The 16,463-nt window shown below is 72.3% G+C and carries 13 protein-coding genes; 10 read left to right on the forward strand and 3 right to left on the reverse strand.

The window, feature by feature from the left end; genetic code table 11:
• Positions 1-3: 3 nt before the first annotated feature.
• The 3 genes from ID554_RS03890 to ID554_RS03900 all read right to left on the reverse strand — a co-directional run bounded on the left by ID554_RS03890 (position 4) and on the right by ID554_RS03900 (position 3,192).
• Positions 4-969 carry a carbohydrate ABC transporter permease gene (locus tag ID554_RS03890; protein ID WP_117226543.1) on the reverse strand — a complete coding sequence of 322 codons (966 nt, stop codon included), beginning with the start codon at positions 967-969 and terminating at the stop codon, positions 4-6.
• Between the two features lie 119 nt (positions 970-1,088).
• Positions 1,089-2,378 (reverse strand): ABC transporter substrate-binding protein, encoded by a 1,290-nt coding sequence (locus ID554_RS03895; protein WP_117226544.1) that lies wholly within the window; start codon positions 2,376-2,378, stop codon positions 1,089-1,091.
• Between the two features lie 268 nt (positions 2,379-2,646).
• Positions 2,647-3,192 carry a plasmid pRiA4b ORF-3 family protein gene (locus tag ID554_RS03900; protein WP_117226545.1) on the reverse strand — a complete coding sequence of 182 codons (546 nt, stop codon included), beginning with the start codon at positions 3,190-3,192 and terminating at the stop codon, positions 2,647-2,649.
• 150 nt (positions 3,193-3,342) lie between these two features.
• Here ID554_RS03900 and ID554_RS03905 point away from each other — a divergent pair, with 150 nt between their 5' ends.
• From ID554_RS03905 to ID554_RS03950, 10 genes are all read left to right on the forward strand, one after another.
• Positions 3,343-4,089 (forward strand): pyrimidine reductase family protein, encoded by a 747-nt coding sequence (locus ID554_RS03905; RefSeq protein ID WP_117226546.1) that lies wholly within the window; start codon positions 3,343-3,345, stop codon positions 4,087-4,089.
• Positions 4,090-4,145: 56 nt separating this feature from the next.
• Entirely contained in the window at positions 4,146-6,446 is a 2,301-nt protein-coding gene (locus ID554_RS03910) for a hypothetical protein (protein WP_223884428.1), read from the forward strand.
• Positions 6,447-6,610: 164 nt separating this feature from the next.
• Positions 6,611-8,377, forward strand: coding sequence for an ATP-binding protein (locus ID554_RS03915; RefSeq protein ID WP_117226548.1), 1,767 nt, complete (start codon positions 6,611-6,613; stop codon positions 8,375-8,377).
• A gap of 75 nt (positions 8,378-8,452) precedes the next feature.
• The gene (locus tag ID554_RS03920) at positions 8,453-9,601 is read left to right on the forward strand and encodes an exonuclease SbcCD subunit D (RefSeq protein ID WP_117226549.1); all 1,149 of its coding nucleotides are present in this window, start codon (positions 8,453-8,455) and stop codon (positions 9,599-9,601) included.
• The gene (locus ID554_RS03925) at positions 9,601-12,075 is read left to right on the forward strand and encodes an AAA family ATPase (RefSeq protein ID WP_117226550.1); all 2,475 of its coding nucleotides are present in this window, start codon (positions 9,601-9,603) and stop codon (positions 12,073-12,075) included. Before ID554_RS03920 ends, ID554_RS03925 begins: the two co-directional genes overlap by 1 nt.
• Before the next feature lie 55 nt (positions 12,076-12,130).
• A complete protein-coding gene (locus tag ID554_RS03930; protein ID WP_117226551.1) occupies positions 12,131-13,090 on the forward strand; it encodes a hypothetical protein in 960 nt (319 codons plus the stop codon).
• The gene (locus ID554_RS03935; RefSeq protein ID WP_117226552.1) at positions 13,090-13,947 is read left to right on the forward strand and encodes a spermidine synthase; all 858 of its coding nucleotides are present in this window, start codon (positions 13,090-13,092) and stop codon (positions 13,945-13,947) included. Before ID554_RS03930 ends, ID554_RS03935 begins: the two co-directional genes overlap by 1 nt.
• Before the next feature lie 83 nt (positions 13,948-14,030).
• Entirely contained in the window at positions 14,031-14,723 is a 693-nt protein-coding gene (locus tag ID554_RS03940; RefSeq protein WP_117226553.1) for a sigma-70 family RNA polymerase sigma factor, read from the forward strand.
• The gene (locus tag ID554_RS03945; protein WP_117226554.1) at positions 14,720-15,496 is read left to right on the forward strand and encodes an anti-sigma factor family protein; all 777 of its coding nucleotides are present in this window, start codon (positions 14,720-14,722) and stop codon (positions 15,494-15,496) included. Before ID554_RS03940 ends, ID554_RS03945 begins: the two co-directional genes overlap by 4 nt.
• 196 nt (positions 15,497-15,692) lie before the next feature.
• Positions 15,693-16,379 (forward strand): COG4315 family predicted lipoprotein, encoded by a 687-nt coding sequence (locus tag ID554_RS03950; RefSeq protein ID WP_117226555.1) that lies wholly within the window; start codon positions 15,693-15,695, stop codon positions 16,377-16,379.
• Positions 16,380-16,463 lie beyond the last annotated feature (84 nt).

A 16,463-nucleotide genomic window follows, 5' to 3' on the forward strand; every position in this document is an offset into this window, starting at 1 on the left:
TCCTCACTTGGCCGAACGGCGGACGAGTAGGAAGTTGAGCAGCGACATCAACGCGATGATCAGGAAGATCGCCCAGGCGACGGCGGCGCCGTAGCCAGCGGTGTTGAGGTTCTCGATGCCCTTCTCGTACATGTACATCGCCAGGGTCTGGAACTCCCGCTGGTTACCGCCGAGGATGCTGCCGTTGGCGAAGAGCAGCGGCTCGGTGAAGAGCTGCATGCCGCCGATCGTGGAGAGGATGACCACGAAGATCAGGGTGGGACGGACCATGGGCACGGTGATCTGCCAGAACTGCCGCCACGGGCCGGCGCCGTCGATCGAGGCCGCCTCGTAGAGGTCCTTCGGGATGGCCTGCATCCCGGCGAGCAGGATCAGGGTGTTGTAACCGACCCAGCGCCAGTTGACCATGGTCGCGATCGCGGTCCAGGAGCTCCACCGCTGGCCGTCCCAGTCGATGTTGTCGACGCCGACGAAGCTGAGCAGCCAGTTGATGAGGCCGAACTCCCGCTGGAACAGCATGCCGAAGACGATCGCGACGGCGGCCACCGAGACCACGTTCGGGATGAAGATCGCCAGCCGGAAGAAGGTCTTGGCGCGCAGCAGGGTGCTGTTGAGCAGGTTCGCCAGGAAGAGCGCGAGCAGCAACTGCGGGATGGTCGACAGCGCGAAGATGCCGAACGTGTTGAAGAGCGCGTTCCAGAAGTAGTCGTCCTTGACCAGCGCGACGTAGTTGTCGAGCCCGATGAACGAGTTGTCGCCGATCATGTCCCAGTCGTGCAGGGACATCCAGGCGGTACGCAGCATCGGGTACAACCCGAAGATGCCGAAGATCAGGAAGAACGGCGCGATGTAGAGGTACGGGGAGTACTTCAGATCCAGGCGGTTGAGCAGGTGCCCGCGCCGACGCGGGGGCTCGGAACCCGGTGGTGTGACGTTCGACGGGGGGGCCGTCGTGGCCGAGAGGCTCATGATTTTCCTTTCCCGGCGGGAGCCCTTCCGAGGGGGCCCACGCGCAGGGTGCAACCCAGACGGGGACCGACCGATGGCGCCCGGGGTAGTCCCCGGACGCCACCGGTGGGAAATCACTGTCAGAAGGCGCCCTGGATGGCGGCGTCCTTGACGAACTGCTCCCAGGCCTTGTCCTTGTTGGCCTGCCCGTTCTCGAACGACCGCAGGGCCGGCTCGAGCGCGTTCTCCTTGACCGCCTGGTGCTTCGGGCCGAGGTGGACCGGCTCGATCTTGGCGACGCTCTCACCGAAGATCTTGCCGGTCGGCGCGTCGCTGAAGTACTCGTTGGTGTAGCTGAGGAACGCCTCGTTCTTCAGCGCCTCCAGGTTGGTCGGCAGCGGGCCCTTGAGCTTGAAGGCCTCGACCTGGCTGGTGGCGTTGGTCAGGAACTCGGCGAGCTTCGCCGCCTCCTTCTGGTGCGCGCTCTGCTCCGGCACGGCCAGCCACGAGCCGCCCCAGTTGCCACCGCCGCCCGGCACGGCCGCCACGTCCCACTTGCCCTTGTTGGCCTCACCCGAGTTGTCCGCGACGATGCCGAGCATCCAGGACGGGCAGAAGGTCGCCGCGAAGGTGCCCTGCTTGAAGCCGCCCGACCACTCCGGCGACCAGGTCGCCGCCTTGGCGGAGATGTCCGACATCGAGGTCGCGGTGTCCCACGCGGCCTTCACCGCGGGGCTGGAGTCCGCGATGATGTTGTTCTCCTTGTCGTAGAACAGGTCGCTGCCCTGCTGGAACAGCACGCCGTTCGAGACCGCGGTGATCGAGTCGATGAACGCCTTGCCGGTCGCGTCCTTGTACTTCTTGCCAGCCGCGTGGAAGCCGTTCCAGTCCGGCCAGAGCGCCGAGACCTGGTCACGCTCGGTGGGCAGGCCGGCCGCCTGGAACAGGTCCTTGCGGTAGCAGACCGCGAGGCTGCCGACGTCGGTCGGCAGGCCGATCAGGCGCCCGTCCGGCGCCTTGCCCAGCTCCCACTTCCAGGGCAGGTACTCCTTGGAGTGGTCGTCGATCAGCGGAGCGAGGTCGACCCAGTTGCGCGGGTTGGCCTTGAACTCGTTGAGGATGCCCTCCTCCAGCGCGGTGACGTCCGCCGCGCCCCTGCCGGTGGCCAGGTACCGGACCAGCTTCGGCCGGTACTCGCCGAGCTGCGCGGTCTTCCGCAGCTCGATCTTGATGCCGCTCTGCTGCTCGTACTGCTTGACGAGCTCGTCGTAGCCCATCTCGCCGAAGGTGTCGACGACCAGCTTGGCGGGCTTGCCGCCCTCGCCCGAGTTGCTGTCGTCGTCGCTGCCGCAGGCCGCGAGACCGCCGACGGCGGTGACCGCCGCCAGGGCGGCCGCCGCCAGGCGGGTACGCCGCGTGGTGAGGCTCATCCTGACCCCTCTTTCAGTGGTGAGGCTGGTTTATGTGTGGTGGGGGTGCCGCAGCGCCATCCGGCACCGGCTTGGTCAGCCGGTGTCGGGCGCTCGGGGCGGGACTGTGATCCACGCCATCTTGGGAACGCTCCCATGAGATTGCCGGGAGGTATCCGGAGTGTCAATAGCCCGCTGGGAGCGTTCCCAGATCGTTACCGCGAAAATGTTTACCCCGCGCTCCAGTGCGGATCGCGGGGCTGCTCAGCGTAGTGGTCGAATGGACGATTCAACAGAGTCGGCGCAGCAGCGTGCGGACCCGACCGGGGTCGAACGCCTCCGGATCGAACCCGGGGCCCACCCACTCCCGCATCGACCGGTGCTCCGAATGGCCTGGATCGCTCAACGCGGCAAGCAGCAGCAGATAACCCTGCGGGCCGCCGACGTCCTCCGGCGGGCCGGCCCGTTCACCGTCCAGGCAGGTCGGGTACCGCTCGTCCGGGTCGGCGGCGACGGCGTCCTCCACCACCAGGTCGTGCTCCCACCAGTCGCCGAAGTCGTACGTGTAGTGGAACCGGCTGCCCTTGCCCACCACCGCGTCCAGCCGCACGTCCAACTCGTCGTGCACGCTCAGCTCGCAGTCGGGGTCGGGCTCGCCGTACTGCATCCCGTCGATCTCGAACGAGTGCAGGTGGCAGTCGCGCCACCCCATCGCGTGCTGGACCACCCGGTGCACCCGGTCGAGCGTGTACCCGCCGGGCACGAGGACCCGACGCCAGATCGTGGGACGCACCCCGGCCAGGGACATGCGCAGCGCGAAGATCTGACGTGGCATGCCGCGTCACCCTCCCTCGGCATAGGCTGCCGGCATGATCTGCCGAGCGTGCCGGAGGCGACGGCACGACGACTGTCCGGGCCGAAACTGGTGCGACTGCCAGCACCGTACCCCTCGACCCACCCCTCCGGTCACCGGTCCGGCCGGCGAATGACCGTCGGCCTTCCGATTCGCGCACTCTGGCCCGACCCGTCACCGGGACCGGTCGGCGACGACGCGCTCACCGCGCTCTACCGGCGTGCCGATCGACCGCACCTCCGGATGAACTTCGTGACCAGCGTCGACGGCGCGGTCAGCCTCGACGACTACTCCGCCGGGCTCTCCGGCGAACCCGACAAGCGGGTCTTCGGGCTGCTCCGGATGCTCTGCGACGCGCTGCTGGTGGCCGCCGGCACGCTACGCCACGAGGGCTACCGGGCGATCCGCCTCGACGCGCGGCGTCGCGCCTGGCGGCGGGCGCACGGGCTGGCCGAGTACCCGACCCTGGTGGTGGTCTCCGGCAGCGGCCGGCTCGACCCGGCCCAGGCCGCCTTCGCCGACGCCCCGGTACGCCCCGTGGTGCTCACCCGCTCCGACGCCTCCCCGCCGCCCGGCCTGTCCACCGTGGCCGACGTGGTGCCCTGCGGCGACGATCGGGTCGACCTCGTCGCCGGCCTCGCCGAGGTACGTCGACGCGGGCTCGCCCAGGTGCTCTGCGAGGGCGGTCCGTATCTGTTCGGCGCGCTCACCGCCGACGACCTCGTCGACGAGGTGTGCCTGTCGATCGCCCCGCTGCTCGCCGGTGCGGGCGTCGGCCGGATCACCGCCGGTGACCCGAGTCCCGCCCGCCATCTGCCGCTGCGGCACGTCCTGCACGCCGCCGACGGCACACTGCTGCTGCGCTACGCCCGAGGGTGACCCCACCGGCCCGAGTTGCCGCAATCCGCCACGTCACCGCAGCTGCGCTCACTACCGTGAACCGGGATCGGCAGATGCCGGGAGGCGGGGCGTTGACGCACGAGGTGGTCGAGCTACGGGTGCACGGGGTCTCCGGCTCCTCCGCCGAGTCGCTGCTCGACCACCCGGTGGTGATCCGCGTGGCCGGCGACGCCAACGCCGGGTTCTACCGCCCCCGCCCCGGTTTCGGGATCAGCAACCGGCCCGCAGGGATGCACGTGGAGGCGTACCGGTGGAGTGCGCTCACCGCAGGCGGCGCGGTGCGTACCCTGTCGCTGCTCTTCCTGCTGCCGTTCATGCTGGTCAACCTGGCCGTGTGGGCCCGACCGCCGACCGGCGGCAGCGGCGGTCTCATCGGCCCGGTCTGTCGACTGCTCGCCGCCACCCTGACCGCCGCGTTCGTCCTGTCGATCGTCGGCGTGACCGTGGACATCGTCGGCTGGCAGTGCACGCCCTACGAACCCTGCGTACGCAACCGCCCGTACCTGTCCTGGCTGTCCGACCTGCCGCTGGGGCCGCGTCTGGCGCTGCTCGCGCTGCTGCCGATCGGCGCGATACGGCTGCTCTGGTGGCTCGGCGAGCGGTCCGCCCGGGTGTTCGAGGCGTTCCCGGCCGCACGCGGGCAGGACCGGGGCGGCGTGGAGGACCGGATCGACAGTCCGGGTTTCTGGAACGACGCGCTCGTGGTGCAGCGCCTACGCGCCATCCACGTGGCGGTCGGGCTGGGCACCCTGGACGCCATCCTGCTCGGCGCGCAGCTCAAGATCTATCCCACTCCGGTCGCGTACGTGCTGTTCGTGGCGACCTGGTTCCTGCTCGCGGCCTGCGTGGTACTGCTCTGCGTACCCGCCCGCCGGGTCGACGACGGGCCAGGTCGGGGGGCGGTCGACGAACGGGGCATCCACCCGCTGCGGCTGGTCGTCACCGTGCTCACCGTGTCGGCGCTGGTCTACACCGCGCTGCCGCTGGAACCGCCCCCGCCCCGCGAGCAGTTGCCCGGGTACGAGGGTGCGGTGGCCGCGCTGATCGCGGTCCAGGCCGCCCTGCTGGCCGTGCTGACCGCCGCCACGCTGCACCAACGGCGACACAGCCCAGGCAACGGCTCGTCCTGGTTGGGCGGACTGGCCGCGCCGGTGTTCGCCGCGGCGGCGATCGCCGCCGCGTACGGGTTCTCCGCCGCCCTGGTCTACCGGGTCGCCGACTTCCTGGACCGGGGCGAGATCCCGAACCCGGCCCGGCCGAACGTGGCCCATGCGCCGCCGCTGGAACCGCCCGCCTCCTACCGCTGGGCCGCGCTGGCCGGGCTGGTGGCGATCGTGCTGGTCGCCGCGACGACAATGTGGCGGGTGCTGAGCAGCCGACGTCGCCGACGCCGGATGGCCGAGGAGATCGTGCGGCGGGACTTCCCCGACGTGCCGCCGGAGGCGGTTCCCCGGCGTCGGGTCGTCCGCGAGGTGGTCGCCCGGGCCGCGATCGCCGAGCAGCTCAGCCCGGCCTTCATCGTGTTCCTGGTGCTGTCCCTGCTCGGCGTGGCGGTGGTGGGGCTCGACCTGGTCGGCACCGGGCCGTCGGAGCTGAGCCAGCGGCTGATCGCCACCGGAGGCGAGGCGAGCACCAACCTGGCCATCGCCACCGACGTCGGAATGTACGTCATCGGCCTGGTCGCCCTCGGCATCCTGGTGCTCGGCCTGTTCTCCTACCGGTCCGAGGATACCCGCCGCTCCGTGGCGGTGATCTGGGACCTGGGCACGTTCTGGCCGCGTACGGTACATCCGTTCGCACCGCCCTGTTACGCCGAGCGCGCCGTGCCGGAGCTGGCCAAGCGGATCACCGCGCTGACCACCCGGGGCGACGTGGTGCTCTCCGGGCACAGTCACGGCGCCGTCCTCGCCGCCGCCACACTGCTCCAGTTGCCGGCCCCGGTGCGGCAGCGGGTGGCGTTGCTGACCCACGGCAGCCCGCTGCACCGGCTCTACGCCCGCCTCTTCCCCGCCTTCCTCGGCGATCCGACCCTGTACGAGCTGGGCGACCGGGTCGGCTGGCGGTGGGTGAACCTGTGGCGCGACACCGACCCGGTCGGCGGGCCGATCTTCTCCGCGCACCACCCGGGTGAGCGTCCACGCGTGTCGGGGCCGGCCGGCACCGTCGACCGACGGCTCCGCGATCCCTGCGCGGTCGTGGTCGACCCGGACGACACCGTCCCGCCGCCGATCGACCAGCACTGGCCGTACCACACCGACCGGGGATACGAGGCGGCCGTGCACGAGCTGGCCGGGCGGCTCGACCCGAGCGGGTACCCGCCGCAGCGGCACCGGTAGGCGCCCCGGTCACGGGCACGCACGGTCACGGCCCGTCGCGGTACGCGACCGGCGGGTGGCCGGGGCGTGGTCTCCGCCGCGTCGCGTGGCGGCCTGTCGTACTCCTCCGGCAGGATGCAGGGCGTGTGTGCCGACCGCGACGACCAGCCGACCGGAGCTGCCTGATGACTGACCAGGGGATCCACAGTCCGGGCGAGATCGACGGCCCGGGCGAGGGGGTCGGCCGGGTGCTCGGCACCGCCGACGCCACACCGCTGCAGTTCTGGACGGCGGTCTCCCCCGGCAGTTACCTCCAGCTCGACGACGTGGTGGTCACCCGGCGGGAGCTGCCGGACCGCGAGCCGGTGACCATTGCCGGGGTGGTCACCCAGGTCCGCGCGCGGCACGAGGGCGCGCAGTTCGACTCCGACGTGTTCGCGATCGCCGACGGCACGCTGCCGGCGCAGGTGCAGGAGGCCGCCGAGATCACCACCACCCGGGTGGATCCGGAGTTCTACGTGCCGCCGCACCCGGGCGCGGTGGTGCACCGGGCCGAGGGCGACGCCCGCGCCCGGGCGCTGCACTTCGACCGGATGGAACGACGTGTCCCGATGGGCACCGGGCGGGACGGGGTGCCGGTCTACCTCAACGCCGACTTCCTCGACGGCACGCGCGGCGCGCACGTGTCGATCTCCGGCATCTCCGGGGTCGCCACCAAGACCAGCTTCGCCACCTTCCTGCTCTACTCGGTGTTCCGCTCCGGCCAGCTCGGCGGGGACGCGGTCAACGCCAAGGCGCTGATCTTCAACGTCAAGGGGGAGGACCTGCTCTTCCTCGACCACCCGAACGCCCGGCTGGACGACGCCACCCGGGCCGCGTACGCCCGGCTCGGCCTGGTCGCCGACGCCTTCCCGGACGTGCGGGTGTACGCCCCGCCGAGGGTCGGCGACTCCTCCGGCACACCCGACGTGCACAACCGACTGACCGGGGTGGACAGCTTCTACTGGACGCTGACCGAGTTCTGCGAGAAGCGCCTGCTGCCGTACGTCTTCGCCGACGCCGACGACGAGCGGCAGCAGTACACGATGGTGGTCCACTCGGTCGCCGCCCACCTGGCCCGCTACGCCCAGCCCGCCGACGGCGGGGTCAGCGTCGACGGGGTGCGGCTGGGCACCTACGCCGACCTCGTCGACCACATCGTCGAGCAGCTCAGCGACGACGAGACGCGCAGCGACTGGGCGGGCAGCGCGGTCGGCCTGGGCACGGTGAACGCCTTCGCCCGCCGACTGATCGGCAGCAAGAAGGATCTGTCCCGGCTGATCCGGGGCGACCTGGCGACCCGCCGCCCGCACTCGATCAACACCGCCGAGTCGGCCCAGGTCACAGTCGTCGACCTGCACAACCTGCCGGATCGCGCGCAGCGCTTCGTGGTCGGCGTGACCCTCAAGACCGAGTTCGACAACAAGGAGAAACAAGGCGCCAAGCCGCTGCTGTTCGTGGTGCTCGACGAGCTGAACAAGTACGCCCCCCGCGAGGGCGCCTCCCCCATCAAGGAGGTGCTGCTCGACATCGCCGAGCGGGGCCGCTCGCTCGGGGTGGTCCTGATCGGCGCGCAGCAGACCGCCAGCGAGGTGGAGCGACGCATCGTCACCAACTCGGCGATCCGGGTGGTCGGCCGGCTCGACCCGGCCGAGGCGTCCCGCCCCGAGTACGGTTTCCTGCCCCCGGCGCAACGGCAGCGGGCGTTGCTGGCCAAGCCGGGCACGATGTTCGTCAACCAGCCCGACATCCCGGTGCCGCTCTGCCTGGAGTTCCCGTTCCCGGCGTGGGCCACCCGGGTCTCCGAGGCCGGTGCCGCCCCGTCGCAGACGCTGCGCTCGATCACCCAGTCCGCCGACCCGTTCGCCGTGGTGGGCACCGGCGGCGGCGCCGACGACGACATCCCCTTTTAGAGAAAGGGCGAGTCCGGTGAGCGCGAGGAGTGCAGCGAAGCGGAGCCCCGCAGTCGCGAACGAAAGGCCAGTTCAGTGAAGATCCTGCACACCTCGGACTGGCACGTGGGCAAGGTCCTCAAGGGGCAGTCCCGGGCCGAGGAACACAAACAGGTGCTGGCCGGTGTCATCGACATCGCCCGCCAGGAGCGGCCCGACCTGGTCGTCATCGCGGGCGACCTCTACGACACCGCCGCACCGACGGCGGAGGCGACCCGCCTGGTCACCCGGGCGCTGACCGCGCTGCGTCGCATCGGCGCGGACGTGGTGGCGATCGGCGGCAACCACGACAACGGGCCGGCGCTGGACGCGCTTCGGCCGTGGGCCGAGGCCGCCGGCATCACGCTGCGCGGCGCGGTCCGTGAGGATCCGGCCGAGCACGTCGTGGACGGCACCACCGCCGACGGGGAACGCTGGCGGTTGGCCGCGTTGCCGTTCCTGTCCCAGCGGTACGCGATCCGCGCGGTGGAGATGTACGAGCTGACCGCCGCCGAGACCAACCAGACGTACGCCGACCACCTGGGGCGCATCCTCACCCGGCTCACCGAGGGCTTCGACGAGCCCGACCGGGTGCACCTGGTCACCGCTCACCTGACCGTGGTGGGCGCGACCACCGGTGGCGGCGAGCGGGACGCGCACACCGTGCTGGGTTACGCGGTACCCGCCACGGTCTTCCCCGGCACCGCGCACTACGTCGCGCTGGGGCACCTGCACCGTGCGCAGCGGGTGCAGGGGCCGTGCCCGATCCGCTACAGCGGCGCGCCGCTCGCGGTGGACTTCGGCGAGCAGGAGAACGTCCCGTCGGTGACCCTGGTCGAGGTGAGCGCGACGACGGCGGCGCGGGTCCGGGAGGTGCCGGTGGCCGAGGCGACGGCGCTGCGCACGGTACGCGGCACGCTGGCCCAGCTCGCCGAGATCACCCCGCCGGAGGGCTGGCTGCGGGTGTACGTCCGCGAGCAGCCCCGGGCCGGGCTGCGGGAGGAGGTGCAGGAGTTGCTCCCCCGCGCGTTGGAGATCCGCATCGACCCGGAGCTGGTGCCCGCGCCGGGCAGTGGCACCCGGGTCGCCCAGCGGGCCGGGCGGTCACCCCGCCAGCTCTTCGCCGACTACCTGGACAGCCGGGGTCACGCCGACGACGGGGTCCGGGAACTCTTCGACGAGCTGATCGAGGAGGTCGATCACTGATGCGGCCGATGCGGCTGGACATGGCGGGCTTCACCGTCTTCCGCGAGGAGACCACCGTCGACTTCACCGACGCCGACTTCTTCGCCCTGGTCGGGCCGACCGGCTCGGGCAAGTCGACGGTGCTCGACGCGATCTGTTTCGCGCTCTATGGCACGGTGCCGCGCTGGGGTGGCGCGCGGGGGCTCGGCAACGCGCTGGCCCCGTCGTCGACCGAGGCGCGGGTCCGGCTGGTCTTCGAGTCCGGCGGGGCCCGCTACGTGGCCACCCGGGTGGTGCGCCGGGACAGCCGGGGCAACGCGAAGACCGCGAACGCCGGTCTGCAACTGATGCCCGACGGCTTCGACGTCACCAAGCTGGACACCGGGCTCAGCCCGGAGGACCTGGGCGAGGTGGTCGCCGGTACGCCGGCCGACATGGAGGCCGCCGTGCTGGAGGCGGTGGGCCTGCCGTACGAGCAGTTCACCAGTTGCGTGGTGTTGCCGCAGGGACAGTTCGCCGACTTCCTGCACGCCCGCCCGGCGACCCGGCAGCAGATCCTGGTCAACCTGCTCGGTCTCGGCGTCTACGAGCAGGTGCAGCAGCGGGCCACCACCCGCGCCGGACAGGCCGAGGCCAAGCTGGAGGCGGTCGACCAACTGCTGGCCGGGCTCGCCGACACCGACGACGCCACACTGGCGCAGGTCACCGACCAGGTCGACCGGATGCGGGACCTGGCGGAGGCGGTGGAGCGGTGCGTACCGGAGCTGGACGCGGCGCGGGCGACGGTGCGCGAGGCCGGTGCGGCGCTGGCCGCGCTGGACGCCGAGTTGACCGTGCTGGGCGACGTCCGGGCGCCGGACGGGGTGGCCGAGGTGGCCCGGGCGGTGGACGCCGCGCGGGCCGAGGCCGACGCGGCGGCGGGCGCGGTGTCGCTGGCCGAGGAGCGCGAGGAGAAGCTGCGCGGGGAGTTGGCCGCCGCCGGTGACGAGAGCGCGCTGCGGATGCTGCTGCGGGCGTACGCCGACCGGGAGCGGCTCGCCGCCGAGGCGGAGCAGGTACGCGCCGTGGTGGAGACCGCCGGCGCCGAGCACGAGGCGGCGGTCGAGGCGCTGACCGAGGCGCGGACGGCGGCCGAGGGCGCCGAGGCGGACCTGGCGGCGGCGTTCCAGGCCCACGAGGAGGCAAAGGCGGCCGATCAGGCGGTGGCGCTGCGGGCGCACCTGACCGACGGGCAGTCCTGCCCGGTCTGCGAACAGACCGTCGCCCGGGTGCCGGCGATGCCCGCCGGTTCGGCGGTGGCGCAGGCGGTGGCGGCCGGCAAGGCGGCGCGGACGGCCAGCGAGGCGGCCAAGCGGCTGCTGGCCGACCGCGACTCGGCCGCCCGCGACCTGGAGCGGGTGCTGCTGCGGGCCCGCGCCGAGCAGGACGGGCTGCGGGCCCGCCAGACCGAGTTGGACGAACGGCTGGCCGGTGCGGCCACCGCCGAGGCGCTGCGGGCGACGCTTGCCGAGCTCGCGCGGCTGCGGCAGGGGCTCGACGAGGCGGCAGCGGCGGTCCGCGCCGGTCGGGACACCGCTCGGCGGGCGCGGGGGGCGTTTGACGCGGCGCAGGAGCGACTGCGGTCGGCGTGGCGGCGTTTCGACGGCGTCCGGGACGGCGTGGCCCGGTTCGGGCCGCCGGCGGCCGACCGGGACGACGTCGCCGCCGCGTGGACCGCACTGTCGGAGTGGGCCCGGGAGCAGGCGCGGCAACGCCAGACGCTGCGGGCCGGGTCGGCGGCGTCGGTCGCCGCTGCCGAGACGGTGGCCACCGAGGTCGCGGCCCGGATCGCGGGCATCTTCACCGCCGCCGACCTGCCCGCTCCCGACGATCCGGTACGCGCCGCCACGGTCGCCGTGGAGCGCGCCGAGGCCGACCTGCGCCGGTTGACCGAACGCCGGGCCCAGGCCGAGGAGCTGCGCGCCCAGCGGGCCGGGCACGAACGGCAGGCCCGGGTGGCCCGGGCGCTGGCTGGGCACCTGCGGGCCAACAACTTCGAGCGGTGGCTGCTGGCCGAAGCGCTGGACCTGCTGGTCGACGGCGCCTCGGGGATCCTGCGGGAACTCTCCGGCGGGCAGTACGACCTGGTCCACGACAAGGGCGAGTTCTTCGTCGTCGACCACTACGACGCCGGGCTGCGTCGCGGGGTGCGCACCCTCTCCGGCGGTGAGACGTTCCAGGCGTCCCTGTCGTTGGCGCTGGCGCTCTCCGAGCAGTTGGCCGGGATGTCCACCACGGCGGCCAGCCTGGAGTCGATCGTGCTGGACGAGGGCTTCGGCACCCTCGACGCGGCCACTCTCGACACGGTCGCCGCCACACTGGAGAACCTGGCCGCCCGGGGCGACCGGATGGTCGGCGTGGTCACCCACGTACCGGCCCTGGCCGAACGCATCCCGGTCCGCTTCGAGGTCCGCAAGGACGCCCGCTCGGCCCGCATCGAACGGACCGGCCGGTGAGCGCGAGGAGTGCAGCGCAGCGGAGCCCCGCAGTCGCGAACGAAGGGCAAGTCCCGTGAGCGCGGGGCGGTTCTTCGTCGACGCGTGGGATCCCGCCTACGGGGCGTCGTTCGAGGCGTCCACGGCGGGTCCGGCCGCGCCGAGCAGCGCCCAGGTCGAGGCGGATCACGAACTGCCCGTGGTGGACTGGCGGGCGATCGGCCCTCGTCCCGGTGTCCGCGCCCCGGACGTGGTGTTGCTGGTCGACGGGGTACGCCGGATCGACGCCAGCGTCTGGACGGCGGAGGAGGACGGTACGTCGTTCCCCGGCCTGGCCGCCTCGTACGCCGCCGGGGTGGTCCGGTGCGACCTGCAGCAGGGCGCGGCCCGGTTGGCCGGCGCCCAGGTGGGCCGGGGCCTGTTCACGGCCAGCCCGTCGGCCACCGACGTGGTCGCCGGCACCGTCCGCTATCCGGTGCACCGGGTCAGCGGCAGCGGGGAGTTGGCCAAGCTGCCGGCCGCCGTGCAGGGGCCGCTGACCGCGCTGGAGGTGGAGGTCTCGGCCGCCGCGCGTACCGATGACGACCTGCTGGTGGTGGACGGTCCGTTACGCAACCGGCGGCAGTTGCCGCGCACCCTCGGCTACATCAAGACCCAGCACAGCCAGTACCTCGACGCCCGGCTCACCGCGGTGGTCACCGGGCTCGCCGCCGGCCATCGCTCGCCGGTGTTCCGTCTGGGCACGGCGTGGGGCGGATGGTCGTGGTATCTGCGGCTGCCGGTGGCCGCCGGTGCGCCCTGGGCCGGGATCGTCCGGTTGGAATGCTCGGCGGACCTGGAGATCGCCGAGGCGGTGCGGCTGGCCGACCTGTCGCTGGTCACCCTGCCCCGCTTCGCCTCCACGCCCTACAAGGACCCCCGGGCCCCGCAGAACCTAATTCCGATCGCCGGGCTGGAACGGCTGCTGCGGTCCCGGTTGGGCGACTCCCGGCTGCTGCACCGCGCGCTGACCGCCGCCGCGCGGACGGGCCGCTGATGGGGCGGAGACGCGACGCCGACCGGATCAGCGTGCGGGTCGACACCGGGCAGGCCGAGCTGGCGCCCGACCCGGACCGGCCCGGAGGGTGGACGTTGCTGCTGGACGGCGCCCCGCAGTCGCATGTGGACCTGAGCGACCCGACCCACCTGGAGTTCGAGTACGTGCGCCGGCTGGCCGCCGCGACCGACCTGGTCGCGCCCGCCGGGACACCGTTGCGGGTGCTGCACCTGGGCGGCGGTGCGCTCACCCTGCCCCGGTACGTCGCCGCCACCCGGCCCGGTTCGGTGCAGCGGGTGGTCGAGGTGGACGGTGCGCTGGTCGACCTGGTCCGGCGGGAGCTGCCCTGGCGGCCCGATCCGCGACTCAAGGTCCGGGTGGGCGACGCGCGGGCGGTGCTGGCCGCCGGCCGGGACGCCGGCTACGACGTGATCGTCGCGGACGTCTTCGCCGGCTCCCGGACGCCGGCCCGGCTGACGTCGGTCGAGTTCGCCACCGAGGTGGCCCGGGTGCTGCGACCGGACGGCTGGTATCTGGCCAATGTGGCCGACGGGCCGCCGCTACGGTACGCCCGTGGGCAGGTCGCGACCGTCCGCGAGCTGCTGCCCCGGGCCTGCCTGGTGGCCGACGCCGCGGTGCTGCGCGGGCGGCGCTACGGCAACCTGGTGCTGGTGGCCGGCCGTCAGGAGCCGCCGGTGGCGGCGTTGACCCGGCGGGCCGCCGGTGACTGGTTCCCCGGTCGGGTGCTGGCCGGCGCGGACCTCGACCGGTTCTCCGCCGGGGCCCCGGTGGTACGCGACAGCGACGCCAGCGACTCCACACCGCCTCCGCCGGGGATTTTTTCCGTCCGCCGTTGATCCGTTCGGCGAGGCCCTCCGTACTACCCGGCAGCCATGCCCGTGGGGGGACGGCTTCTGTCCAGGGACATCCGGAGGTCTGCATGCATGCACTGGCGGTCGGTTGGCAAGGCGACCGGGTGCGGGCGGACTGGATGTCCGCGCGATCCCAGTCGCGGCCGACCACGTCCGATCGTGGGGTCGACTCCCGCGCGACGCCTCGCCAGAATAGCCCGGTGACGCCGCGACCCGCCCCTGGCCGGCACCAGGCCACGACGACTGAAGCCGCCCACTCCGACCAGTTGATCCGCACGCTGTACGCCGAGCACGCCGGCCCGCTGCTGATGTTCGTGATGCGGCTGACCGGTGGGGACCGGCAGCGGGCGGAGGACATCGTCCAGGAGACGCTGCTGCGGGCCTGGCGCAACGCGCACCGGCTGGGTACGCAGGGACAGGGATCGCTTCGGCCGTGGCTGGTGACGGTGGCCCGCCGGATCGCCATCGACGAGCACCGCAGCGAGCAGGCCCGCCCGGCCGAGACGTACGACCGGGATCTGACCGCCTTCGCCGAGTCGGACAGCACCGATCGGGTGCTGCGCTCGATGACGGTGGCGGACGCGTTGCGTACCTTGAGTCAATCGCACCGGGAGATCCTGGTGGCGACGTACTTCCGGGGCCGGACGGTCCCGGAGGCGGCCGAGGAGCTCGGGCTGCCGTTGGGCACCGCGAAGTCGCGGGTCTACTACGCGCTGCGCGCGCTGCGCACAGCTCTGCAGGAACGGGGGGTGACGGAATGAGCCGGGTTGACCACATGGACGTCGCCGCGTACGCGCTCGGCGTACTGGACGAACAGGACATGGAGCGGTTCGAGGAACACCTCGCGACCTGCTGGGCCTGCGCCGCCGAACTGGAGTCGATGGTGCCCGTGGTCGGGCTGCTCTCCGACATCGACGAGGAGTCGGTGACGGTGCTGGAGCAGACCCACTCCGATCCGGTCCTGTTGGACCGGACGCTCGTGGCGTTGCGGACCCACCGGCGCAAGGCCCGGTTCCGGCAGATCCTGGCGACCGCGGCGGCCGTGGTGGTCTTCGGCGGGCTGACCGGTGTGGTGTTCAGCAACCTGGCCGGCGAGAGCAGCGCGCCGCCGATCGCCGGGGGCCCGAGCAGTGTCCCGTTCGATCCGTCGGGCGGCGGCCCCGGTAACCCGGGCCCCGGCGTCGGTGGCAACGAGCAGGAGGGCGAGCAGGTCGACGTCACCGACCCGAGCACCGGTGTCGAGGGCACGTTCTGGCTCATCGGCAAGGACTTCGGCACCAAGATGGACTTCAGCCTGGGCCGGCTGCCCGGGCCGCGCACCTGCCGCCTGGTCGTGGTCAAGAAGGACAACAGCACCGAGGTCGTCTCCACCTGGACGGTGCCGACGTCCGGGTACGGCACCAACAGCAACCCGACCAGGGCCGCGCTCTCCGCGACCACGTCGGTGCAGATGGAGGACATCAAGCACGTCGAGGTGCAGGAGGTGAACGGCAGGGGCACCGCCCGGCCGCTGCTGACCGTGCCCGCCCCCTGATCCGTACCGCCCGAACGAAGGCCCGTCTCCGGCTCGGAGGCGGGCCTTCGCGGCGCTGGTCAGCGGATACGGACTCCTACGCAGGTTCGGGCCTTCCGGTTCAACGGCTCGCTGTGAAATGAGCCACCGTTCTGCATTCAACCTTGACACTGCCACCCCCGTATATCCCGGTGACTGTCAAGCATGAGGAGGGCACGTGGCACAGATCAAGCGGACCGTCATCGCCGTGAGCGCCGTGGGCGCCATGGTCGCACTTACGGCCTGCGCTCCCGCGGGCTACGACGGGACGAACGCCGGTGCGGCCGAGCCGGTCGCCGTTGCCGCGGCCGAGCCCACCGTGACCGTCGACCCCGAGTCCAGCGCGAACCCCGAGGCGAGCGCCACGCCGGGCGCCTCGGCATCACCGGGCGCGGAGAGCGAGAACGACGTTCCCCTGCCCGACGGCCTCGAACTGACCGAGAGTCTCACCGGCAAGAAGTTCCCCCGGATGGGCAGCGCGGTGGTCAACCAGGACGGCTTCCTCCTGTACCGCTTCGACAACGACACCAACGACCCGCCGGCCAGCAACTGCGAGGGCCAGTGCATCGAGGTGTGGCCGGCCGCGCTGACCGACGGCAACCCGACGCTCAAGGGCGTCTCGGACGACGCGGTGGGCACCATCACCCGCCCCGACGGCACCCGCCAGATCACCCTCGACGGCTGGCCGCTCTACACCTACATCGGCGACAAGAAGCCCGGCCAGTGGAAGGGTCAGGGCGTCGGCGGGACCTGGTTCGTGGTCAACCCGGACGGCAGCAAGAACCTGGAGTGCCTGCCCAAGGGCACCCCGAAGGCGGTCTCCCCGCCGTCGAAGACCAAGTCGGACAGCGACTCGGACTACTGATCCGACGCCCACCGGTGGCCGGTCGCAGCCCGTACGGGCGCGGCCGGCCACGGTCGTTCTGTCGGCGCAACGGGACGCGGCCAT

The sequence above is a fragment of the Micromonospora craniellae genome (assembly GCF_014764405.1).
GTDB classification, from domain to species: Bacteria; Actinomycetota; Actinomycetes; order Mycobacteriales; family Micromonosporaceae; genus Micromonospora; species Micromonospora craniellae.